This is a genomic window from Vibrio aestuarianus, from assembly GCF_012395185.1.
In the GTDB taxonomy this organism is placed as follows: Bacteria; Pseudomonadota; Gammaproteobacteria; order Enterobacterales; family Vibrionaceae; genus Vibrio; species Vibrio aestuarianus.
Window position 1 is genome coordinate 1 of record NZ_JAAZTU010000002.1, and the last position, 22881, is coordinate 22881.

At 42.8% G+C, this 22881-nt stretch carries 17 protein-coding genes and 1 tRNA gene; 7 read left to right on the plus strand and 11 right to left on the minus strand.

The features are described from left to right. Positions 1-595: 595 nt before the first annotated feature. The 6 genes from HGG78_RS00795 to HGG78_RS00820 form a co-directional block, all read right to left on the minus strand. The gene (locus HGG78_RS00795; protein ID WP_172531825.1) at positions 596-1849 is read right to left on the minus strand and encodes a DUF3391 domain-containing protein; all 1254 of its coding nucleotides are present in this window, start codon (positions 1847-1849) and stop codon (positions 596-598) included. A 269-nt stretch (positions 1850-2118) separates the two neighbouring features. Then, positions 2119-2568 (minus strand): PTS sugar transporter subunit IIA, encoded by a 450-nt coding sequence (locus HGG78_RS00800; RefSeq protein ID WP_172531826.1) that lies wholly within the window; start codon positions 2566-2568, stop codon positions 2119-2121. Then, a complete protein-coding gene (locus HGG78_RS00805) occupies positions 2565-3821 on the minus strand; it encodes a PTS ascorbate transporter subunit IIC (RefSeq protein WP_172531827.1) in 1257 nt (418 codons plus the stop codon). Before HGG78_RS00805 ends, HGG78_RS00800 begins: the two co-directional genes overlap by 4 nt. Positions 3822-3832: 11 nt before the next feature. After that, positions 3833-4102 carry a PTS sugar transporter subunit IIB gene (locus HGG78_RS00810; protein ID WP_053309439.1) on the minus strand — a complete coding sequence of 90 codons (270 nt, stop codon included), beginning with the start codon at positions 4100-4102 and terminating at the stop codon, positions 3833-3835. 286 nt (positions 4103-4388) lie between these two features. Further along, positions 4389-4868, minus strand: coding sequence for a hypothetical protein (locus HGG78_RS00815; RefSeq protein ID WP_241772850.1), 480 nt, complete (start codon positions 4866-4868; stop codon positions 4389-4391). A gap of 252 nt (positions 4869-5120) precedes the next feature. Next, positions 5121-5205 (minus strand) — tRNA-Leu (locus tag HGG78_RS00820). A gap of 198 nt (positions 5206-5403) precedes the next feature. Here HGG78_RS00820 and HGG78_RS00825 point away from each other — a divergent pair. Next, positions 5404-5880, plus strand: a complete 477-nt coding sequence (locus HGG78_RS00825) for an RDD family protein (protein ID WP_053309794.1) — start codon at positions 5404-5406, stop codon at positions 5878-5880. A 58-nt stretch (positions 5881-5938) separates the two neighbouring features. Here the strand turns inward: HGG78_RS00825 and lptG are convergent, their stop codons facing one another. Together lptG and lptF are read right to left on the minus strand one after the other, a co-directional pair. Continuing rightward, on the minus strand, positions 5939-7009 hold the full coding sequence (gene lptG, locus HGG78_RS00830) for an LPS export ABC transporter permease LptG (protein ID WP_168520946.1): 1071 nt from the start codon (positions 7007-7009) through the stop codon (positions 5939-5941). 3 nt (positions 7010-7012) lie between these two features. After that, positions 7013-8113 carry an LPS export ABC transporter permease LptF gene (gene lptF / locus HGG78_RS00835; protein ID WP_168520944.1) on the minus strand — a complete coding sequence of 367 codons (1101 nt, stop codon included), beginning with the start codon at positions 8111-8113 and terminating at the stop codon, positions 7013-7015. Positions 8114-8303: 190 nt separating this feature from the next. Here lptF and pepA point away from each other — a divergent pair, with 190 nt between their 5' ends. The 3 genes from pepA (at position 8304) to HGG78_RS00850 (ending at position 13286) form a co-directional block, all read left to right on the plus strand. Next, positions 8304-9812 carry a leucyl aminopeptidase gene (pepA, locus tag HGG78_RS00840; protein WP_053309443.1) on the plus strand — a complete coding sequence of 503 codons (1509 nt, stop codon included), beginning with the start codon at positions 8304-8306 and terminating at the stop codon, positions 9810-9812. 68 nt (positions 9813-9880) lie between these two features. After that, positions 9881-10330, plus strand: a complete 450-nt coding sequence (locus HGG78_RS00845; protein WP_172531828.1) for a DNA polymerase III subunit chi — start codon at positions 9881-9883, stop codon at positions 10328-10330. A gap of 94 nt (positions 10331-10424) precedes the next feature. Continuing rightward, complete coding sequence (locus HGG78_RS00850; RefSeq protein WP_172531829.1) at positions 10425-13286, plus strand: valine--tRNA ligase; 2862 nt, start codon at positions 10425-10427, stop codon at positions 13284-13286. A gap of 76 nt (positions 13287-13362) precedes the next feature. Here HGG78_RS00850 and HGG78_RS00855 read toward each other — a convergent pair whose 3' ends face one another. Together HGG78_RS00855 and rluA are read right to left on the minus strand one after the other, a co-directional pair. Continuing rightward, positions 13363-14325: a D-2-hydroxyacid dehydrogenase gene (locus HGG78_RS00855; protein ID WP_172531830.1), complete on the minus strand. Its 963-nt coding sequence runs from the start codon at positions 14323-14325 to the stop codon at positions 13363-13365. 29 nt (positions 14326-14354) lie between these two features. After that, positions 14355-15092, minus strand: a complete 738-nt coding sequence (gene rluA / locus HGG78_RS00860; RefSeq protein WP_172531831.1) for a bifunctional tRNA pseudouridine(32) synthase/23S rRNA pseudouridine(746) synthase RluA — start codon at positions 15090-15092, stop codon at positions 14355-14357. Positions 15093-15335: 243 nt separating this feature from the next. Here rluA and HGG78_RS00865 point away from each other — a divergent pair, with 243 nt between their 5' ends. Beyond that, positions 15336-16607, plus strand: a complete 1272-nt coding sequence (locus HGG78_RS00865; RefSeq protein WP_053309448.1) for an NRAMP family divalent metal transporter — start codon at positions 15336-15338, stop codon at positions 16605-16607. Between the two features lie 239 nt (positions 16608-16846). Here the strand turns inward: HGG78_RS00865 and rapA are convergent, their stop codons facing one another. Continuing rightward, positions 16847-19756, minus strand: a complete 2910-nt coding sequence (rapA, locus tag HGG78_RS00870) for an RNA polymerase-associated protein RapA (RefSeq protein WP_172531832.1) — start codon at positions 19754-19756, stop codon at positions 16847-16849. Between the two features lie 432 nt (positions 19757-20188). Between rapA and HGG78_RS00875 the strand changes: the two genes are divergently transcribed. Beyond that, entirely contained in the window at positions 20189-21565 is a 1377-nt protein-coding gene (locus HGG78_RS00875; protein ID WP_172531833.1) for a PhoH family protein, read from the plus strand. A 116-nt stretch (positions 21566-21681) separates the two neighbouring features. After that, positions 21682-22686, plus strand: a complete 1005-nt coding sequence (gene argF, locus HGG78_RS00880) for an ornithine carbamoyltransferase (RefSeq protein ID WP_172531834.1) — start codon at positions 21682-21684, stop codon at positions 22684-22686. Positions 22687-22881 lie beyond the last annotated feature (195 nt).

Sequence of the window (22881 nt, forward strand, 5' to 3'; positions counted from 1 at the left end):
GCGTTCAATCTGAGCCATGATCAAACTCTTCAATTAAAGTTTTGTTGGTCCTAAGACCGGCTCAATGAATACTGACTTCAAAACTGTTTTTACTCGAAAGTAAAAAGTAATTTTAAAGCTATTGTTGTTCCAACAGAACAACAATGAATTGACTGTGCCAAAATCAAGTAAACTTGATTCTGATTGGTCACTCAGTTCATTGATAAATCTTTTTCGATTATCATCAACGAGTGCCCACACAGATTGATAGGTTTATATTGTTAAAGAGCGTTCTTCGTTTGGTTGCCGTGGCTTCCTTGGAAGAGGCGGCCATTCTAGCGAGATAATTTTTTGTGTCAAACACTTTTTTAAATTATTTCGTCTTACCGATTTGGCCTACTGATTGACTGGCTAGTGGGGCTTGAACCCTTACTGGCTGTGCCGTGTCAGTGAGGCGGCATTATAGGGAGATAAAATATGATGGCAACTTATTTCTTTATAAAATTGCCTACCCAGCACTCAAGCGAACAAAAAGCCAACAAACCACTTGTTTTTGCTCAATTAACCACCAGAAAGCACTCATCCAACACTAGTTAAGCCAGCTTCAAATTCGAAATTAGTCATCACTGTCAAAGAAATATGAAATCCGAGAACGAGGATTTAAATATTCTCGTATTTTGTCAGGCAGTTTATGAGGCAAAATCGCATTAACGATTTTCAAATCTCTATCCGCCAAGTCGATGATTGGAGCTTGGGTTCTAGGTACCGAAGGATCATAAATCAAGACATTGGGGTATAGTAATTGCCGGGCATTCACGGAAATAACCAATCCAACCATATTATTAGATAATTGCACTACAGTTCCTGGTGGGAAAACCCCCATAAACTTGACCAAAATATTGAGATTTTCGTTGCTATAAAGGTGCTTGCAATGCTTGTACATATAAGAAAGAGCAATGTATGGAATTTTTTGTTCTGCAACGATGTTGGGGTGACATAGATTATCAAAAGCATTAGCTACCGTAATAACTTGTGACAACTCATCAATATCTGCTTCTTTTAAACCGAGTGGATAACCGCTGCCATCGTTTAACTCATGATGTTGCTCTATCACCTTTTTTGCACTGTCAGGAAAACTCTCAATATGGCTCGCTATCTCTAAGCCATATTTAGTGTGCAACTTAAGATAGTTTAACTCTGGTTCCGTCAGCTTTGTTTTCTTTCTTACTATGGCAGTTGGAACTTTAATTTTCCCCATATCGTGGAACAGAGCAGCGAATGCCAGTTCCTTGATTTTTTGAGCATCGTAACCTTTAGCCTTACCAATCATCATGGCAATGACGGAAACATTCAACGAATGGAAGTAGATATCTTCAAACTCACTCTTACCATTCATTAGGTGTAAAGTGACACTATCTTCACTTAAAAGTTTATCGACAATATCATCAACCAAAAGAGATGCTTCATCTACTGCATCTTCTGGGCGATTACGAATTTTATTCATCACAGCTCGCATGCGAGCTAATGAACGTTCAAATTCTTTCTCGCAATTTAAAACGCGACGTCGATAAGCATTGAGCTTTTCAATTCGTTTTTGCTTCTCTTCCCATAGTTTCTTAGCTTCACTATCAACATGAGAAGGTTCTTCGACTACCTCTTCTAGTTGGCTATTAACCGGTAATGGCTGTGTATCGCTTTGAGCTGGATTAATATATACGTGCTGAATACCCAAATGTTTAATCAACTGAATTTGTTCTTGAGACTTAATTTTAAAGCTATTAAAGAGGAAGGGATGTTCATTCCATTTAACTGGCAGCCTAATATGTAAGCCAGGCTGAAGTCTATCTACAGTAATTTTTATGCTTGCCACAATCTACACAACACCTTAAGTCAAATGGTTACGACATTTAAAAACGGTATTTACACGTTAATCAAGTACATGTTAAGTCTCAACTTATCATTTGAGTATATAAATGTGACTGCTAAACGCAACAACATAAAAAGAGAAGCACAATAATGTGCGCGCTTTCGAAATGTAAGCACTAAATCTGTTTGGAGAGATGCCCGGATAAGAATCAAAAAAGCCCTAACCAGTACGAAAGGGCTCTACCACTAGAAAAAGGGGGAAGTAGTAAATAATTAATACTTTTTCAGGATCTCGATAATCTCAACTTCATTCTCTGCAGCGATAATCGCATCGATATCATCATCATTTTGGAACAATTCAGACAGAGCCATGATTGTTTGAATATGGCTATTCGAGTCCATAGCAGCTAAGGTGACGGAAAAATATACATTACCGTTATCTTCTGACTCTAGGTCAACGCCATTTTTGAATACCGTCACCTGAAGAGAGGCTTCCTTCACACCATCTTCAGGTCGAGCGTGCGGCATTGCAATTTTGGGAGCTAAGACATAGTACGCACCGATCTCTTTATGCTTTTGTTTAATCGCATCTAAATAACTTAATTCAATTTTGCCCTGTTCTAGTAATTTTGAGCATGTGATATCTAATGCCTTGTCGACACTTAAGTTTTTTTCCGTCGAGATAACAATACCATTGTCACCAATTAAATTAAGGAGAGTCATGACACAATCCACCCTAAAATAAGGCCAACAACACCAAAGTCAAAATCAGCAAATGTTGTAGCTTCAAGACCAATACCGCCCAATACAGGAAGAAGTAACATCGGAAGAAATGAGATGCATAAACCTTGAGTAAATGAGCCTAAAATTGCACCACGTAGACCACCAGTTGCATTACCATATACACCAGCAGCACCACCAACGAAGAAATGAGGAACGACACCTGCGACGATGATTGTCCAACCAAATGCACCTTGAATCCCCATAGCGATTAGGCCTGCAGCAAACGAGCATAGAAAACCGATTAATACTGCATTAGGAGCCACTGGAAATACCATCGGGCAGTCTAAAGCTGGTTTTGCACCAGGTACAAGCCTATCTGAGATACCTTTAAATGCAGGAACAATCTCTGCAATGAGCATTTTCACACCTTGCAAAACAATATACACACCGCCAGCGAAGGTTAGTGACTGCATAAAGGTAAATATCACCCAGTTTTGACCATTCGATATTGTCTCTACAAATTCTCCACCAGCGAAAACAGATGCTAACGTAAAGAAAATTGCCATTGTCGTTGCTACCGCTACAGGAGTATCGCGTAAGAACATTAGACTTTTAGGTACGTTGATATCCTCCGTTGACTTGGACGTATCACCAAACTTGCTACCAACAAAGCCAGACACTACATATGATAATGTAGAAAAATGACCTATCGCCAATTGATCGGTACCCATCACCTTTTCTGTGTACTTTTGACCAATCGCAGGCATTACAACCATTAGAGTACCCACCAAAATAGAGCCTATCGCGACTAATGCAGTCCCTTCCATGCCGGATGTAGATAGAATTACAGCAACTAACATCGACATAAACATGGTATGGTGGCCTGTTAAGAATATATACTTAAGAGGAGTAAATCGAGCTAACAATATATTAACAACAAATGCAAAAAACATAATTAGCGCCATTTCATAACCGAACGCTTCTTGTGCCACTGCAACTATGGCTTCGTTATTTGGAATTACACCACTTACACCAAATGCCTCAGTAAATACAATCGAAAAGTTATTTAGAGCTCCTATTAATGCACCAGCACCAAAACCTAAAATTAGGAAACCCATTACGGTTTTAATCGTACCTTTTAAAATGGTTGAAATATCGGACTTTTGCGCCACCAAACCAATAAAAGCAATTAAACCAACCATGATTGCCGGCTCTTTTAATAAGCCAAGCATAAACTCGAAGAAATTAGCCATAACTTATTTCCTTAGATGAATTTTTTTAATTGCTCTTCAATAGAAGCTTTATCAAAAATATTTGCTAGACTAACAATGTTTGTTTTACCTGCATCTGTAAGCTGATTGGCAACATCTGTTGCTGCAACCCAGATATCAGCACGACTAGATGCTGCCGAAGATAAATCTTCGTGATCAACCTCTGCCTCCAAACCAATTTTTTTAGCAACTTCTTTGACTGCCATTTCCATCATTAATGATGTACCAAGACCATTTCCGCATACGACCATAATCTTTTTCATATTATTATCTCTGTAGGGTTAAACTTAGGAATCACTATCATTCCCGCTTATTAGATGACATGAATCATATCCAAATAACCCCAAAACATTAATAGATCACCATCACAAAACCAAAATGATCCTGTGAAGCAAATCACACATTAAGTTAAATCATGAGTGTTTTATCAGCAAAAAAATTTCTGCTGCTAACCGAAAATCCATTGTAAATATTAGAGAGGAAATGAATAGATATAAAATGATATGACTAGATTATGAGTTACTCTCAACTCGATATATAAAGATATCTCTACTTACCATAGTCAGTAAGGATTTTCTTCAGAAGGCTATTAACATCTTTTGTCTTCTTATTTCTTTTTGTTAATGCACTTAATGATGTAGGAAGAACTGGATTTTCTTGCACATTATAAGTATGTTCGAGTTTATCTCTTAATTTTTGCACTGCCGGTAACAGCATGCGAATTTCTTCACCGTATTCATTTTCTAATACGACAATATTTTCGGATTCAACTTGAGTTATTGTTAGTAAGCCATGTTTAACAGATTCAACCTTTTCACCAACCATTAAAGATTGAGGTGGAACAGAACGATCAGTTAATTGCCCACTACGAAGTTTGGCGGCGGTTATAGAACGAATATTACCAGTATTCTCAAAAGCAACGATAACAGTATGAGTATTATAATACTCAACTACAGTTACATAACCGTGCTTCTTAGTTTCAAATCTAGCGCCTATTTGCATATCAAGAGGCGCAGCCATTTTTTTCATTAACATTCAGTATCCACGATACTTCTCTCGACATTTAACATGCTTAAGTATACACGCTAGTTTCTTTAATATAAATAAATTGCGCTACGCATGAACGTAGCAGATACTACTATTTGACTTGTATGAATAAGAACGAAAATTCATAACGCTCAATGCTAGAATTCAATGTAATTGTAAGTAGAAAAAAGAGAGATTTGAATTGCTCGTATACAACAAAGCCCCGACTTTCGTCGAGGCTTTATCGTTTAAATATGGTACCGGTGGGCGGACTTGAACCGCCACGCCCGAAGGCAACGGATTTTGAATCCGTCGTGTATACCAATTTCACCACACCGGCATCTTGGGGCTTTGCCCTTTGATGGTTGGCATTATACGTAAGAAACGCAGAGGTGCAATAGCAAAATATTGAAATACAAATCGTTTGCCGATATTTTAGCCACAAATATTAAAGCTGTGCGTTTGTTCTCTTTTCAGCGCAACTTTGAGTCTATATGCTTGCTGCAATTTTGGAAAACTCGAAAGACCTATGAACGTTATGAGTAGTAAATCCTCCCTCCCCCCTGCAGGTTTAATGCGCCGCTTTGGTGCACTTTTTTATGATGCACTAATTATCATTGCACTTGAGATGATGGCAGCAGGCATTGTAATCGCGATATTAGAAGCCCTCGTGGCTTTCGGTGCAATGAGTTACGGCCCATATGATGATGTCAGCGATTTGCTGACCCATCATCCTATATGGAGCTATGTTTACACTTTCTATTTAGCCGCTGTTTGGGTTTATTTCTTTGTCTTTTTCTGGACAAGAGCCGGGCAAACTTTAGGTATGAGAGCTTGGAGATTGTTGATCGTCAATGACGATGACACGCAAATTAGTGCCACTCAAGCCTTAATACGCTTATTTACCTCTGGCTTTGGATTATCAAACTTAACAGTACCGTTTGATCACGAAAAACGAGGGTTTCAGGATATATGGGCTAAAACGAAAGTTGTGGTACTTCCTAAAGTTAATTGAAGCACACCAAGTAAGCAGATAAAAAAAGGAAGAGCACATGCTCTTCCTTTTTCTTTATCTATAACTTTCTTCTCAACAACATTACGGCTATCACAAGAAATACCACACTTGGGGCAATTGCTCCCAATGCGGGGGGAAGCCCGTATACGATGCTAAGTGGTCCAAAAAATTCACTGGATATATAAAACGTAAACCCAGCAATCACCCCTGACAGTATTCTTGCCCCCATAGTGACACTACGTAATGGACCGAAAATAAATGAAAGTGCCATCAGCATCATCACTGCAATAGAAAACGGTTGAGTGATCTTACGCCACAACGCCAAATCATAACGAGATGAGTCCTGCTCAGAAGCTTTTAGATAAGAGACATAATCATATAACCCACTTAAAGAGAGCTCTTCAGGTTTAACGGTTACAACCGCTAACTTATCGGGAGCAAGCGATGTCGTCCATTGATACTCTGGCAATTGCTGCTTAGAAATGACAATTTCATCGCGCATATCGGTAATTTGAACATCTTTCATTATCCATTGATTATCTTTGTCATAATCGGCTTCTTTGGCAAAAAAGATGTTCTGTAATTTCTTATTGTTATCAAAGCGCCACATGTTCAATCCATAGAGCTTATCGTTATCTATTTTGCCAATAAAAATAAAATCGTTCGCATCACGAGCCCAAACACCACTTCGTACCGAAACGATACTGCCACCTGAAATCGCAAAAGAGCGAGAGTCTCGAGCTAACTTCTGAGCTTGAGGTGCCCCCCATTGCCCAAGAACAGTAATTATGATCATCAACGGAACGGCTGTTTTCAAAACAGAGAAGCCGATATCAAGTTTTGACACTCCTGCCGCCTGCATCACGACCAATTCGGAGCTTGCCGCCAGCATCCCTAAGCCGATCAAGGCTCCAAGTAAGGCCGCCATCGGGAAAAACATCTCAATGTCACGGGGGACACTCAAAATAACAAAGAACAGCGCTTGCAACAGGTCAAACCCGCCTTTACCTACGTGTCTCAAATTATCAACAAATTTGATAATGCCCGATAAACCAACAAAAACAATCAGCACTAAAGAGGTGGTTACAATGATAGTGCGGCCAATATATAAATCTAAAATCTTAAACACGACTTATACCACCCTCTTCTGTCTGAGCTTATCTTTAAAGCGCCTCACTGGCACACTGTCCAGTGTATTCACCAAAATTGCAGCAATAAGTAATGCGGCATTAATTGGCCACATACCAATAACGCTAGAAAGTGAACCATCTTCAATCGCTGATTTTGTGGCACTGAGCGTCAGGAAGTAGGCAAGATAAATTAAAATCGCAGGTCCCATTTTTGCAAAACGACCTTGACGAGGATTTACGGCAGAAAGTGGCACAACCAACATCGTTAACAGCGGAATACAAACAACAAGCGAAATTCGCCATTGTAGTTCCGCTTGCGCTTTCGTATTTGAGCTCGAGACTAACTTTAACGTAGGCAAAGCTTCCCAATCACGACCTTTAGGTTTTACTTCACGTTGCCCGATAAGCCCTTCGTATTCATCAAATTCCGTAATCATATAGTCAATACGAGTCGGCACCCCTTCATAGCGAGTTCCCTCATACATGGTAATCATTTGACGGCCATCACTCAGTTCTTTGACGTCGCCTGAATTCGAAAACATCACACTTGGTAAAATAGAATCACGTGGAGCCAGTTGAGCAACAAACACGTTGTACAGCTTCTTATTTTCAACACTATCGATAAATACAACAGAAGAGCCGTCAGGGGTACGTTGGAACTGACCTTGTTGTAATAAATCAACGCTGTTTTCCGCTGCTAGTTGTTCTATCAATTGAGCGTACTTATCTTGGCTCCATGGTGCCAACCAAAACGCATTAAATGCAGCAGTACCCGCGGTAATAACAGCAAGATATAATGCACCCTGAATCAAGAACTTATTGCCAATCCCGGTGGCATTCATCACGGTAATTTCGCTTTCCGCGTATAAACGACCAAAAGTCAGTAATATGCCGATATAAAGGCTTAAAGGCAGCATTAATAGCCCCATCGCAGGCATTTTTAACGCCACAATAGAGAAAATCATCCGGGCAGGAATTTCACCAGCAGAAGCATCAGCCAAAACTTCTATAAATTTTTGGCTCAGAAACACTAAAAAAAGCACAAAAAAGATCGCAAATTGGCTCTTGAGTGTCTCGCGGATCAAATATCTAACAATAATCACGCTGAAATTACCTATACAAAACTTGTTTTTTTGATTGAATCACTATAATTTCCCGTTGAACCTTTTATTTTTAAAATTTTCACTAACTGTTAGCCCGTTCAATTAATAGTAGATCCAAACATGGATTCAACAACTAAGAGCGCATTATCTAACATTTAGTTCTATTTGTCTTCAGGATGTAGGAGTACGCATGGAGTTCAGTGTAAAAAGTGGCAGTCCAGAGAAACAACGTAGCGCATGTATCGTTGTGGGAGTGTTCGAACCACGCCGCCTTTCTCCAGTAGCAGAGCAGCTTGATAAAATCAGCGATGGCTATATTAGTTCACTACTTCGTCGTGGTGATCTCGAGGGTAAACCAGGCCAGATGCTACTGCTGCATCAAGTACCAGGTGTTCTTTCTGAGCGCGTTTTACTGGTTGGTTGTGGTAAAGAACGTGAATTAGGCGAACGTCAATACAAAGAAATCATTCAAAAAACTATTAGCACACTTAATGAAACGGGTTCAATGGAAGCTGTCTGTTTCCTCACGGAACTGCACGTCAAAGGCCGTGATACTTACTGGAAAGTACGCCAAGCCGTTGAAGCAACGAAAGATGGCCTATATACCTTTGACCAATTTAAGAGTGCAAAACCAGAAACTCGTCGTCCACTGCGTAAATTGGTTTTTAATGTACCAACTCGCCGTGAGCTTAACTTAGGCGAACGTGCCATTTCGCACGGTCTGGCTATCGCTTCTGGTGTGAAAGCATCTAAAGATCTTGGCAATATGCCACCAAATATTGCTAACCCAGCCTATCTTGCTTCTCAAGCTCGTCGCTTAGCTGACGATTACGAGACAGTATCAACCAAAATTATTGGTGAAGAAGAGATGGAAAAACTAGGTATGAGCTCATACCTAGCGGTTGGTCGTGGTTCAAAAAATGAATCGATGATGTCGGTCATTGAGTACAAAGGCAACCCAGACCCAGATGCGAAACCAATCGTATTGGTGGGTAAAGGTCTAACATTTGATTCAGGCGGCATTTCATTGAAACCAGGCGAAGGCATGGATGAAATGAAGTATGACATGTGTGGCGCGGCTTCTGTCTTTGGTGCAATGAAAGCACTCGCGAAATTAAACCTACCATTAAATGTTGTGGGTATATTGGCTGGCTGTGAAAATATGCCAGGCAGCAATGCTTACCGCCCAGGTGATATTCTTACTACTATGTCAGGCCAAACCGTTGAGGTACTCAATACTGATGCCGAAGGTCGCCTAGTGCTTTGTGATGCACTCACTTACGTTGAGCGTTTTGAACCCGATTGCGTAGTCGACGTAGCAACGCTGACTGGTGCTTGCGTCATCGCTCTAGGTCATCATATCAGTGGTGTCATTTCAAACCACAACCCGTTAGCACACGAATTGGTTAACGCTTCAGAACAAGCAAGCGATCGCGCATGGCGTCTACCAATGGCAGACGAATACCATGAACAGCTGAAAAGTCCATTTGCCGATATGGCAAATATCGGTGGCCGCCCTGGTGGTACAATTACCGCTGGTTGTTTCTTATCTAAATTTGCTAAGAAATATAATTGGGCGCACTTGGACATCGCAGGCACAGCGTGGAAGTCAGGTGCGGCTAAAGGCTCAACGGGTCGCCCGGTCTCATTGCTCGTCCAATTCTTATTGAATCGCAGTGGCCAAGAGGCTGAGGAATAAACCTCAAAATTTGAAAAGGGCCGCAAGGCCCTTTTTTGTTGATGAGTAACTGATCATTAGGCAATAAAATGCAACGAGCTACTTTTTACATTGTGAATGAAAATAGTCCTCAGGCTCAGCTTGAGGGGTTCGAACAATACGTCTTGTTCCTTACTCATCACTTTGCCAAACAAGGCGCTAAAGTGTATTTGCATTGCCATGATAAAACTCATGCTGAACAATTTGCAGAACACCTGTGGCAAGTATTACCAGAAAATTTCGTCGCGCATAATCTCGCCGGAGAAGGCCCTAAATACTCAACCAATATTGAAATTGGCTATCAAGGGGTAAAACCCAATTGGAATCGCCAACTGGTAATAAATGTGGCGGATAATCATACAACCTTTGCGAACGCCTTTACAGAGGTGGTAGACTTCGTCCCCTGCGAAGAAAAAGCAAAGCAACTGGCTCGCGAAAGGTATAAAATCTACCGACAAGCTGGCTATCAGCTGCAAACAATCGAGATCCAACATCCATAAGTTAAACCTTATAGTTAAGGCGATCTTAAACAAGATTCTTCACTTATAAAGTTTGACTAAGATTAATCATTCACAGTACCCATTTAAGAGCACTATGGAAAAGACATATAACCCAACAGCAATCGAACAAGCTCTGTATCAGACTTGGGAAGAGAACGGCTACTTTAAGCCTCACGGTGACACATCAAAAGAAGCGTACAGCATCATGATCCCGCCACCGAACGTCACTGGTAGCCTTCATATGGGTCACGCATTCCAAGACACCATTATGGATACTTTGATCCGCTGTGAGCGTATGAAAGGCAAAAATACCTTATGGCAAGTGGGTACAGACCACGCCGGTATTGCTACTCAAATGGTGGTTGAACGTAAAATTGCCGCAGAAGAAGGCAAAACCAAGCATGACTACGGTCGTGAGGCGTTCATCGACAAAATCTGGGAATGGAAAGGCGAATCTGGCGGTACTATCACCAAACAGCTACGTCGTCTAGGTGCATCTGTAGACTGGGATCGCGAGCGCTTCACAATGGATGAAGGTCTTTCAAATGCGGTTCAAGAAGTCTTCGTTCGTCTTTACGAAGATGATTTAATTTACCGTGGTAAGCGTCTTGTTAACTGGGATCCAAAATTGCACACTGCGATTTCTGATCTCGAAGTTGAAAACAAAGATAAAAAAGGCCACATGTGGCACTTCCGCTACCCATTAGCGGATGGCGTAAAAACAGCCGATGGTAAAGATTACATTGTCGTTGCAACCACACGTCCTGAAACCATGCTTGGTGATACTGGCGTAGCGGTAAACCCAGAAGATCCTCGTTATCAAGCACTGATTGGTAAAGAGATCATCCTGCCTATCGTTGATCGTCGCATCAAAATTGTCGGTGACGAACATGCTGATATGGAAAAGGGCACGGGTTGTGTGAAGATCACTCCAGCTCACGACTTTAACGACTATGAAGTTGGTAAACGCCACCAACTACCAATGATCAATATCCTAACTTTTGATGCCAACATCCGTGACGCAGCAGAAGTTTTCACCACCAATGGTGAAGCAAGCGATGCATACAGCAGCGAGCTCCCAGCCAAGTACCAGGGTATGGAGCGTTTTGCTGCGCGTAAAGCTATCGTTGCTGAATTTGAAGAGCTTGGTCTGCTTGATGAAATTAAAGATCACGACCTAACGGTTCCTTATGGCGACCGTGGTGGTGTGGTTATCGAACCAATGCTAACCGACCAATGGTATGTGCGCACAGCACCACTAGCGGAAGTCGCAACCAAAGCTGTTGAAGATGGTGAAATCCAATTCGTACCAAAACAGTACGAAAACATGTACTTCTCTTGGATGCGTGATGTTCAAGACTGGTGTATCTCTCGTCAACTTTGGTGGGGTCACCGCATTCCTGCATGGTACGACAACAATGGTAATGTGTATGTTGGCCGTACTGAAGAAGAAGTTCGCGCTAAACACAACCTTGCCCCAGTGATTGTACTAAACCAAGACAATGACGTACTCGATACGTGGTTCTCGTCAGCACTTTGGACATTTGGTACCCAAGGTTGGCCAGAAAATACTGACGCATTAAAAACATTCCACCCATCAGACGTCCTTGTTACTGGTTTCGACATCATCTTCTTCTGGGTTGCTCGCATGATCATGATGACCATGCACTTCTGTAAAGATGAGAACGGCAAACCACAAGTTCCATTCAAAACTGTTTACGTCACCGGCCTTATCCGTGATGAAAACGGTGACAAAATGTCGAAATCAAAAGGTAATGTGCTTGATCCTATCGATATGATCGATGGTATTGACCTTGAATCTTTGGTTGAAAAACGTTGTGGCAACATGATGCAGCCTCAGCTCGCCGCTAAGATCGAGAAAAACACACGTAAGACCTTTGAAGACGGCATCGAAGCTTATGGTACTGATGCACTACGCTTTACCTTGGCTGCCATGGCTTCAACTGGCCGTGATATCAACTGGGACATGAAACGCCTAGAAGGTTATCGCAACTTCTGTAACAAGTTATGGAATGCAAGCCGTTACGTGTTGATGAATACCGAAGAGCAAGACTGTGGCTTTGCTGCAGGTAGCGAACTTGAGTACTCACTAGCAGACAAATGGATTGAATCGCAATTTGAACTGGCAGCAAAAGAGTTCAATAACCATATCAACAACTTCCGTTTGGATATGGCAGCGAATACAATTTACGAATTCATCTGGAACCAATTCTGTGACTGGTACTTAGAACTGACTAAACCAGTACTGTGGAAAGGCACCGAAGCGCAGCAACGTGCTACACGTCGTACCCTTATTACGGTTTTAGAGAAAACGTTGCGTTTAGCTCATCCGGTGATTCCGTACATTACAGAGACTATCTGGCAAAGCGTGAAACCAATGGTTGATGGTGTGGAAGGCGATACTATTATGCTGCAAGCATTGCCTCAGTATGATGAAGCTAACTTCAACCAAGAAGCACTTGATGATATCGAGTGGGTGAAAGCGTTTATTACCAGTATTCGTAACCTGCGTGCGGAATACGACATCAACCCAGGTAAGCCTCTAAACGTGATGCTAAAAGCAGCAAGCGAGCAAGAAGCGGCACGCTTACAAGCTAACAAAGCGGTTCTATTGTCACTGGCTAAGCTAGAAGCATTGCGTGTTCTAGAAAACGGTGAAGAAACGCCAGCTTGTGCAACCGCGCTAGTCGGTAAATCTGAACTGATGATCCCGATGGCTGGCTTGATTGACAAAGATGCTGAGCTTGATCGTCTTGCAAAAGAGATCGCCAAAACTCAAGGTGAGATCAAACGCATCGAAGGCAAACTTGGCAACCAAGGCTTTGTCGCTAAAGCACCAGAAGCTGTCGTTGCAGCTGAGCGTGGTAAGCTTGACGGCTATAAAGAGACACTGATTAAACTGGAAGAGCAAAAAGCAACCATTGCAGCCCTATAAATAGCAGGCTCACTAACCACTAAAACGCAAAAGGTCGGTATAAAAATACCGACCTTTTTTATGGCGCTAATACCAATCACACCACTCGATTCAGTTTCTCTCCACGCTCAAACGCAGCAATGTTATCCATTAAGATATTAGCCAACTGTTGAATAGCTGAATCACTGCCCCACGCAACGTGCGGTGTTAATAATAGATTCGGTAGTTCCAAATTAGCTAGTAGTGGATTGCTTTTATTTGCGGGCTCACGACTGAATACATCCACCCCTGCTCCAGCGATCTGCCCTGTTTTAAGCGCCATAACCAACGCGCTTTCGTCCACTAAGCCACCACGGCCAGCGTTAATCAACAATGCGTTAGGTTTCATCATCGCCAGCTCTTGTTCACCAATCAGGTTAAGGGTTTGATCGGTCAGTGGGCAATGCAAGCTCACAACATCCGCCTCAGCCAGCATTTGCTCGAAGGGCATAAAACCTTGTCGGCATAATTCAGCACCTTTTCGTTCAGCAAATATCACCTGCATACCAATCGCTCGTGCCAACGTCGCTGTCGCCTGTCCAAGCGCACCACTGCCGACCACACCAAGTGTTGAACCTGCGACATCCCCTATCGGGTGAGTAAAAAAGCAAAATTGTTTATTACGCTGCCATTCTCCATTGGCAATATCTTGATGGTAGGCAAACAGGTTGCGTCTTAACGCATAAATCATTGCAATAACATGCTCTGGCACTGAACGGGTCGCATAACCCTGAACATTAGCCAGCGCTATTCCCGCTTCACGGCAATATTCAACATCAACGTTATTCACCCCAGTTGCAGAGACTGCAATGAGGCGCAATTTAGGGCACTGACAAAGTAAGGATTTATCGAGTATCACTTTATTGGTGATCACGATATCGGCTTGTGACAAGCGTTCTAGCACTTGCTCGGTAGAGGTAAAGTCGAACTCAAGCCATTGGTGGGCAAAAGGCAGCGTTGGCAAGTGAATCTGCGCAGGAATTGTCGCTCTATCGAGAAACACAACAGTGGGTAATGACATATCAGCTCCTTGTCGCTACCCACAGCAAATTATGGTCGAGGCAGCGTTTTATAATCAGGTAATTTTCGCTCAGGATCAAAGTGTTGCAAAATTTGCTCTTGTGCATCGGGATAAAAATCACAGCCGACAAAAATGTTGCGTAGCCAATAACTCTTAGGATGATAAAAACTCAGCTCCGCGGCATGCAATTCTAAACGATCAGAAAATGCTTTTGCCTCTTCTGTTGCATAAAATTCATCACCCACGATTGGATGACCTAATGCTTGCATATGAACACGCAATTGATGTGAACGTCCAGTAACAGGAAGAAGGCGTACAATTGTCGTCTTTTCTTCCCTTTTCGCTACTTGATATAAGGTTTTCGATGGTTTTCCATCCTCAAAGCATACTTTCTGTTTAGGACGATTTGGCCAATCGCAAATCAAAGGTAATTCGATCACACCTTCATCAAGTTCGACATTTCCCCACACTCGTGCGTAATAGATCTTATGCGTTAAGCGATACTGAAATTGTTTTTTTAATGCGCCTTCGGCGTACTTATTTTTTGCCAGTAACATCAGACCTGATGTCGACATATCTAAACGATGCACGACTTGTATATCCGGATATTGTTCAGCCAAGCGACTCCACATACTGTCGTGATGTTCTGGCAATCGACCGGGAACCGAAAGTAGCCCAGAAGGCTTATTCACCGCTAGGATATGATCATCTTCATAGACGATATCGATCCAAGGATCGGTCGGTGGTGTGTATTCAAGCATCGCCATAAGAGGTCTCCAAAAAAAATCGGCGCATTATATAACGAAACTGACTCAAGATGCTTGTATCAATCCCCCTCGCTAAAAATCGGTCAAGGTAGAAATGAGCCATAGGGTGTAATTATAAATTGACAGATTAAATCAGTGTGATATTGAATGTGTATCTTGACATTAAACGCAAGACAAAAGTCGAAAATAATAAATCATAATCGACAGATCAATGAAAAACACAACATTACTCAAGGAACAAGAATGGAAAACGCCGTCCCTTATCAAGCAGTTAAAAGTTTGACCTTACCGCAATTGCTCCGCTCTCTCGGCCCCGGAATTATGATGGCAGCGGCCGCTGTTGGCGGTTCACACCTTGTCGCTTCAACCAAAGCTGGCGCAATTTACGGTTGGCAATTAGCCATTATGATCCTGCTTGTTAATCTCTTGAAATATCCTTTTTTCCGAGCAGGTATCCAGTACACAATGGGCACAGGTCAAAGCCTAGTACAAGGATATGCAAAACTAGGGCGCGCTTATCTGTGGGTATTTATGGTACTCAGCGTTGTCTCAGCCATCATCAACACCGCTGCTTTATTGCTGTTTAGTGCCAGTTTACTTGCCTACTTTGTACCGTTTGAGCTGAGTACTGTCATTTTATCTACCGTGGTGCTAGTCACTTGTTTGGTCATTCTCTTTGCTGGCCATTTCCGGGCGCTTGATTCACTGTCAAAAGTTATCATGGCAGTATTGACCATTGCCACCTTACTTGCTGTTGTTATTGCAGCCGTTAACCCAGCGCAAGTTGTGGTCGAAACAACCTCACCTTCTCCTTGGACCTTAGCGGCGATTGGCTTTTTGGTGGTCACTATGGGTTGGATGCCTGCGCCAATTGAAATTTCAAGTATCACGTCAGTTTGGCTCAAACGTCAGTGTCGTGAGCAACAAGTCACGCCGCAATCAGCGCTATTTGATTTCAATGTCGGCTACATCGGTACCGCTATTTTGGCCATTGTTTTTTTAGCATTAGGGGCTTTGGTTCTACACGGTACTGGTGTAGAACTCTCACAGTCAGGCGTCGGTTTCTCTCATCAATTAGTCGGGCTCTATGCCTCAACGATCGGAGAGTGGGCGCGCTATCTGATTGCCGTGATCGCTTTCTTCTGTATTTTTGGCAGTACGATTACGGTAATTGATGGTTATTCGCGTGTGATTGCTGAAGCTCAGCGTTTACTGCAAAACCAGCAAACGGAGAGCCCACGTCACTATCAAGTGTGGGTTATCATTGTCTCTGCATTGGCGTTGGGAATTATTGCATTTTGGGCATCAGCATTAATGCCAATGCTAAATTTTGCGATGATCATGGCCTTCATGACCACACCGATATTTGCGCTATTGAACTACATTCTAGTCACTAAAACACCACTACCCGCCGCGCTCGCCGTTGGTAAAAAGCTCAAATGGTTATCGATTGTAGGTTTGATCTATCTATTTGGTTTTCTGGCCGTCTTTATTTGGTGGAAATGGTTAATGTAACCGGCGAGATAAAATAATACCAATCACAGTAAATAAGTGATCAGAAATAGCGCAGGAAAAAGGCTTGAGAACAAGGCAGGATTTTTCGATGAGTAGTTATTCTACAATCAAAAATTCTAACGCAGTTATCGAGCATTTTAACCAGCTAGGATGAACAGTTATTTACTACGATTGGTATAAACCCCAAGAAAAAACAAAGGCCTTATAAATAAGGCCTTTGTTATATCGAACAAACTCAATCAATTGTGCGCGACCACTATCAAACGTAAGGAATCAAGCTGGAACTGAGCTTTGCTAATATAGCCTGTCAATTCTTTGATTTGCTCTTCAATCGCTTCGATTTCTTCATCACGAATATTCGGGTTCACCGCTTTCAATGCTAACAAACGCTCAAGTTCTGCGTTCAAATTGGCCTGCATCTCTTGCTGAGCTTGCTCACGGATAGTTTCAACACGAGCAACTACTTGGCTTTCACTGGCGGCAATTAAGTTATGGACATCGTTTTGAACTGAAGTCACCAACTTGCTCGCTAAATGACGATTAACTGGACTTAGCTGACGGTTAAAGCTTTCAAATTCAACCTGAGCAGAGAGATCATTACCGCGAGCATCCATCATCAAACGGATTGGCGTTTGTGGAAGGAATTGACTAATACCACTGCGTTTTGGTGCTTGTGCGTCCACAACGTAAACCAATTCCAGCAAAATAGTACCAACTGGTAGCGCCTTGTTTTTCAGAAGCGAAACCGCCGAAGTCCCCACCCCCTCACTCATTAGAAGATCAATTCCTCCTTGAATCATTGGGTGCTCCCAACTGATGAAGTTCATGTCTTCACGAGAAAGTGCAGTATCACGATCAAAAGTAATCGTAGCGCCTTCATACGGCAAACCTGGGTAGCTTGGTACCATCATATGTTCCGATGGCGTCACGACCAGTGCATTTTCACCGCGATCATCTTGGTTTAAACCAATCGCATCAAATAAACTCAATGCAAAGGTCACTAAATTAGTATCACCATCAGTTGAGGCGATATCAACAACGATCTTTTGTGCTTTTTCACCACCGTTGGAATGCATCTCTAGTAAACGGTCACGGCCTTGTTCGAGTTGTGTTTTTAAGGTTTTATTTAACTTAGCTGACTCATCAATGATCTCATCCAATTGTTCAGTATTACCTGATGCAAGCATTTCAATTAGAGTCGTTGCGTATTTATCGTAAACAGCACGCCCGGTCGGACAAGTTTCAGCAAAGGCATTTAAACCCTCATCAAACCAGCGAGCTAAAATTGCTTGTGAAGTCCCTTTTAGGTAAGGCACATGTATATCGATATCGCGCTGTTGACCAATACGATCTAAACGACCAATACGCTGTTCAAGCAGATCAGGGTTAAATGGTAAATCAAACATCACCAATTGGTTAGCAAACTGGAAGTTACGACCTTCAGAGCCAATTTCACTACAGATCAAAACCTGCGCTCCGCCCTCTTCTTGAGCAAAATAGGCTGCGGCTTTATCACGCTCTAGAATCGACATCCCTTCGTGGAAGACAGTGGCACGAATACCTTCACGCTCACGCAATGCTTGCTCCAATTGCAAAGCCGTACTAGCACGTGAGGCAATAACTAAGATTTTTTCGCTGCGTTTTTCTTTAACTTTTTCGATCAGCCAATTCACGCGTGAATCAAACTGCCACCAGCTTGCATCGTCACCTTCAAACTCTTGGAAGATCTCTTCTGGATAGAGCATTTTCATCGCACGAGCTTCCGCGCTGAGTTTGCCGCCGATCATGCCAGCAACACGCATTGATGTCGTATATTGCGTTGGAATTTCCATTGGCATCAAGTGTACATTACGCACCGGAAAACCTTTAATGGCAGCGCGTGTATTTCTAAATAGCACACGACCCGTACCATGACGATCCATCAAGTTATCGATTAGCTCTTGGCGGGCTGCCGCTTTGCTATCTTCGTCTGAATTGCTTTCAATAATGCGGAACAGTGGTTCAACATCCTGCTCTGAAAGTAGCTCTGTAATTTGGTTTTTTGCCTCATTTTGCAGCTTTTCGCCAGAAAACAGTGCGGTCACAGAATCGGCGACTGGAGCATATTGCTCTTCTTCTTTGACAAAAGCCTCGTAGTCATAGAAACGATCAGGATCAAGCAAGCGTAGGCGTGCAAAGTGGCTTTCACGGCCAAGCTGCTCTGGCGTTGCAGTCAACAGCAATACGGCTGGCGTATTTTGTGCAAGCCCTTCCACGATTTGGTAAGCACGACTTGGCTTATCTTGGCTCCACTCTAGGTGATGAGCTTCATCGACCACCAGTAGATCCCACTCCGCATCCATCGCTTGCTCAAAGCGTTGACGACTCTTGCGTAGAAAATCAAGCGAACACAACACATATTGTTGAGTATCAAATGGGTTGTGCGCTTCAGCGAAGGCTTCAACACAACGCTCTTCATCAAAAATGGAGAAATGAAGGTTAAAACGGCGCATCATCTCCACTAACCATTGATGCTGTAATGTTTCAGGTACCACAATCAAAATGCGTTCAGCGCGACCAGACAATACCTGTTGGTGGATGATCATACCCGCTTCAATCGTTTTACCTAAGCCCACTTCATCGGCCAATAAAACACGAGGGGCGTGACGACGACCCACTTCGTGCGCAATGTACAGCTGATGCGGAATCAAACCAGCGCGCATCCCACACAAACCACGCATTGGGCTCTTGTGCTGCTGGTATTGGTTCGTCAAAGCGCGGTAGCGCAATACAAAGTTATCCATGCGGTCTATTTGGCCTGCGAACAACTTGTCTTGTGGTTTATTGAAACGAATTTGATGGCTTAAGAAAATTTCGCGCAGCGCAACACCGCTTTCGCCCGTGTCTTCACGCGTACCAAGGTAAGTCAGCAAGCCTTGATCTTCGACCACTTGCTCAACCTTGAGTGACCAACCTTCCTGGCTTTCAACCACATCACCAGAATTAAACGTCACTCGGGTTACCGGGGCATCACTGCGTGCGTACACGCGGTTTTCCTCTGATGCTGCAAACATCAAAGTGACGGTTCTTGCGTCTAATGCAACAACTGTACCTAAACCAAGATCACTTTCTGTATCGCTTATCCAGCGTTGCCCCAAAGCAAAAGTCATGTATCGACTACCTCATTTATTTAGAATGAATTATATCGGTCTGTCACCAAGTGGAGATAACTCCTAATTATGATTGTTGTTGGAGTATGGTGCAGAAAAAGGTCGCTAATCTTACTTGATGGCGTGATACAGGTCACGTGTTAAGCGAACGAATGCTCAGTTTTTTTTCTGCAACTTTTGGCTGACATCAAACTGTAAGAAATCAATGGCATTTGTAGTTAACAAGGTTGCTATACTCATTATGAAAACGCATGCTTTATGAATCAAAATCATGACTTTGGCATAAAACATGCTGCATCAAACAGACAATGAGTATCAACACGAGTTTGCAGCAGTATCGAGCGATCGAACCACAACCATGCACACATTGCTCGTCACATCTCTGCAAGCATCTTTATGTTAAGCACGCTGCACTGCAGCAAGGAGACGCTTATGGGCGATACCGACCGGAAACTGTTTGTACTGGATACCAATATCCTGCTTCATGAACCTCTAGCCATATACTCCTTTCAAGAACATGACGTCGTCATTCCAATGACTGTCCTAGAAGAACTTGACCGCATCAAAGACAGCAAGCGCGATGTAGCACGTGATGCAAGAGTTGCCATTCGCGCCCTAGAGCACTTATTTCACGATGCAACACCGGATGAAATCACCGAAGGTATTCCTTTCTCAAAAGAAGCGACTTCAACTGGCACCATTTCTATTTTGGCCGATTTTGAGCTGCAAGAAACCGTTAAAGCCTTTGCTGATAAAGCGGGTGATAATCGCATTCTCAATGCTGTACTTTACCTACAAGCCAAACGAGCACCGCGCTCTGTCGTGCTACTCACTAAAGACATCAACATGCGCTTACGCGCGAAAGGTGCAGGTGTGCGCTATGTTGAAGACTATCGTACCGATCAATTAATTGACGACGTACAGTATCTCACTAAAGGCTTTCAAATTCGTGAAGGTAATTTCTGGGATAGCGTCAATGAAGTAGAAAGCAAAACCTTAGGCGGAAAAACTTTCCACACATTAGATAAAGCCCCTTTTGACCCGACGTTTATCAATCAATATGTGATTGATGAAGAGAGTGAATTTGCGGCCCGCGTACACCAAATTGATGGTGACAAAATCACCCTGCTCGATATCAGCCGAGAACGAATGCTGCACCGCAAAGCTTGGGATATTACTCCGAAAAATATTTATCAAGGGATGGCATTAGATGCCCTACTCGACCCAAGCATTGACTTAGTTATCCTCACCGGGGCGGCCGGTAGTGGTAAAACGCTACTCGCCATGGCAGCCGCACTTGAGCAAACCATAGAGAAAAAAATGTTCGATAAGATCATTGTCACCCGTAACACACCTGATATTGGCGAATCGATTGGTTTCTTACCCGGCACAGAGGAAGAGAAAATGATGCCGTGGCTCGCCGCGGTCACCGATACCCTCGAAGCTCTGCACAAAAACGATCACTGTACGGAAGGCTCGCTCAAGTACATCTGCGATAAAGCCAACATCCAGTTTAAATCGATCAACTTTATGCGTGGTCGCTCAATTCAAAATGCCTTCGTTCTGCTCGATGAGTGCCAAAACTTAACCGCGTCGCAAATCAAAACCATCATCACACGCTGTGGTGAAGGCACCAAAATTGTCTGCTCTGGCAACCTAGCGCAGATCGATTCCCACTACTTAACCCCAGTTACTTCGGGTTTAACTTATATGGTTGAACGATTCAAAAACTTTGAAGGAAGCGCCAATATCCACTTAAATGGCGTAGTTCGCAGCCGTTTAGCTGAGTTCGCCGAAGAGAATTTATAATCACATTTGGCGAGATATTATTAATATTTCGCTATTTATTTAAAATAATTATTCACAAATTCAGCATTTATATGTTTTACTAAAGCCATTCTTCACTCACATCTTAGGACTGAGATATGGCTTTTAATTTACGTAACCGCAACTTTCTCAAACTGCTCGACTTTACGCCGAAAGAGATTCAATTCTTACTCGACTTATCAGCCGAACTGAAAAAAGCCAAATATGCAGGCACCGAACAGAAAAAGCTGCTCGGCAAAAATATCGCACTCATTTTTGAAAAAGCTTCGACTCGGACCCGATGTGCCTTTGAAGTGGCTGCTTTTGATCAAGGTGCACAAGTCTCTTATATCGGCCCTTCGGGATCTCAAATTGGCCAGAAAGAGTCAATGAAAGATACCGCTCGCGTACTAGGTAGAATGTACGATGGCATTGAATACCGTGGCTTTGGACAAGAAATAGTCGAAGAGTTAGGTACACATGCAGGTGTTCCCGTTTGGAATGGCTTGACTAATGAATTCCACCCAACTCAAATTTTGGCTGATTTCCTGACCATGCTTGAGCACGGTCGTGGTAAACAATTGCATCAAATGTCATTTGCTTACTTGGGTGATGCGCGTAACAACATGGGCAATTCCTTAATGGTAGGTGCAGCTAAAATGGGCATAGACATTCGCTTAGTGGCTCCAAAACAGTTTTGGCCCGAGGAAGCGTTAGTGGCAACTTGCCAAACCATTGCCAAACAGACTGGTGCTAAAATAACCCTCACTGAAAATGTCGAAGAAGGTGTGAAAGGGTGTGATTACCTTTACACCGATGTTTGGGTTTCGATGGGCGAAGCTGCTGATGCATGGGATCAACGTGTCGCTCTGATGACGCCTTATCAAGTAAACATGGATGTGATCAAACAAACTGGCAATCCACACGTCAAATTTATGCATTGTCTACCGGCTTTTCATAATGATGAAACCGCAATTGGTAAAGAAGTGTCTGAAAAATACGGAATGAAGGGCTTAGAAGTTACCGAAGAGGTCTTTGAGTCAGAATACTCGATCGTATTTGATGAAGCAGAAAACCGCATGCACACCATCAAAGCGGTAATGGTTGCCACGCTCGGCGCTTAAAAAACTAGGCAACAATGGAGCGAAGCCTGATTAACTTACATGAGTAAGTGATTTGGGTGAGTGAAAACAGCTAACGCAGCGACAGTGCTAATGATGAAGAGGATTGTGAGGTAATCGCTTGCGCTCACACAACGAAAGCGTATAATTCCCTACGATTTATCTGAGGGGTAGCTATGAAGCTGAACGTTGTTATTC

What these genes read in the sequence shown, in the direction of transcription:
- HGG78_RS00800 (WP_172531826.1), bottom strand. Translation starts at nt 2,568, where the DNA reads ATGACTCTCCTTAATTTAATTGGTGACAATGGTATTGTTATCTCGACG.
- HGG78_RS00805 (WP_172531827.1), bottom strand. Translation starts at nt 3,821, where the DNA reads ATGGCTAATTTCTTCGAGTTTATGCTTGGCTTATTAAAAGAGCCGGCA.
- HGG78_RS00810 (WP_053309439.1), bottom strand. Translation starts at nt 4,102, where the DNA reads ATGAAAAAGATTATGGTCGTATGCGGAAATGGTCTTGGTACATCATTA.
- HGG78_RS00815 (WP_241772850.1), bottom strand. Translation starts at nt 4,868, where the DNA reads ATGAAAAAAATGGCTGCGCCTCTTGATATGCAAATAGGCGCTAGATTT.
- HGG78_RS00825 (WP_053309794.1), top strand. Translation starts at nt 5,404, where the DNA reads ATGAGTAGTAAATCCTCCCTCCCCCCTGCAGGTTTAATGCGCCGCTTT.
- pepA (WP_053309443.1), top strand. Translation starts at nt 8,304, where the DNA reads ATGGAGTTCAGTGTAAAAAGTGGCAGTCCAGAGAAACAACGTAGCGCA.
- HGG78_RS00845 (WP_172531828.1), top strand. Translation starts at nt 9,881, where the DNA reads ATGCAACGAGCTACTTTTTACATTGTGAATGAAAATAGTCCTCAGGCT.
- HGG78_RS00850 (WP_172531829.1), top strand. Translation starts at nt 10,425, where the DNA reads ATGGAAAAGACATATAACCCAACAGCAATCGAACAAGCTCTGTATCAG.
- HGG78_RS00855 (WP_172531830.1), bottom strand. Translation starts at nt 14,325, where the DNA reads ATGTCATTACCCACTGTTGTGTTTCTCGATAGAGCGACAATTCCTGCG.
- rluA (WP_172531831.1), bottom strand. Translation starts at nt 15,092, where the DNA reads ATGGCGATGCTTGAATACACACCACCGACCGATCCTTGGATCGATATC.
- HGG78_RS00865 (WP_053309448.1), top strand. Translation starts at nt 15,336, where the DNA reads ATGGAAAACGCCGTCCCTTATCAAGCAGTTAAAAGTTTGACCTTACCG.
- rapA (WP_172531832.1), bottom strand. Translation starts at nt 19,756, where the DNA reads ATGACTTTTGCTTTGGGGCAACGCTGGATAAGCGATACAGAAAGTGAT.
- HGG78_RS00875 (WP_172531833.1), top strand. Translation starts at nt 20,189, where the DNA reads ATGGGCGATACCGACCGGAAACTGTTTGTACTGGATACCAATATCCTG.
- argF (WP_172531834.1), top strand. Translation starts at nt 21,682, where the DNA reads ATGGCTTTTAATTTACGTAACCGCAACTTTCTCAAACTGCTCGACTTT.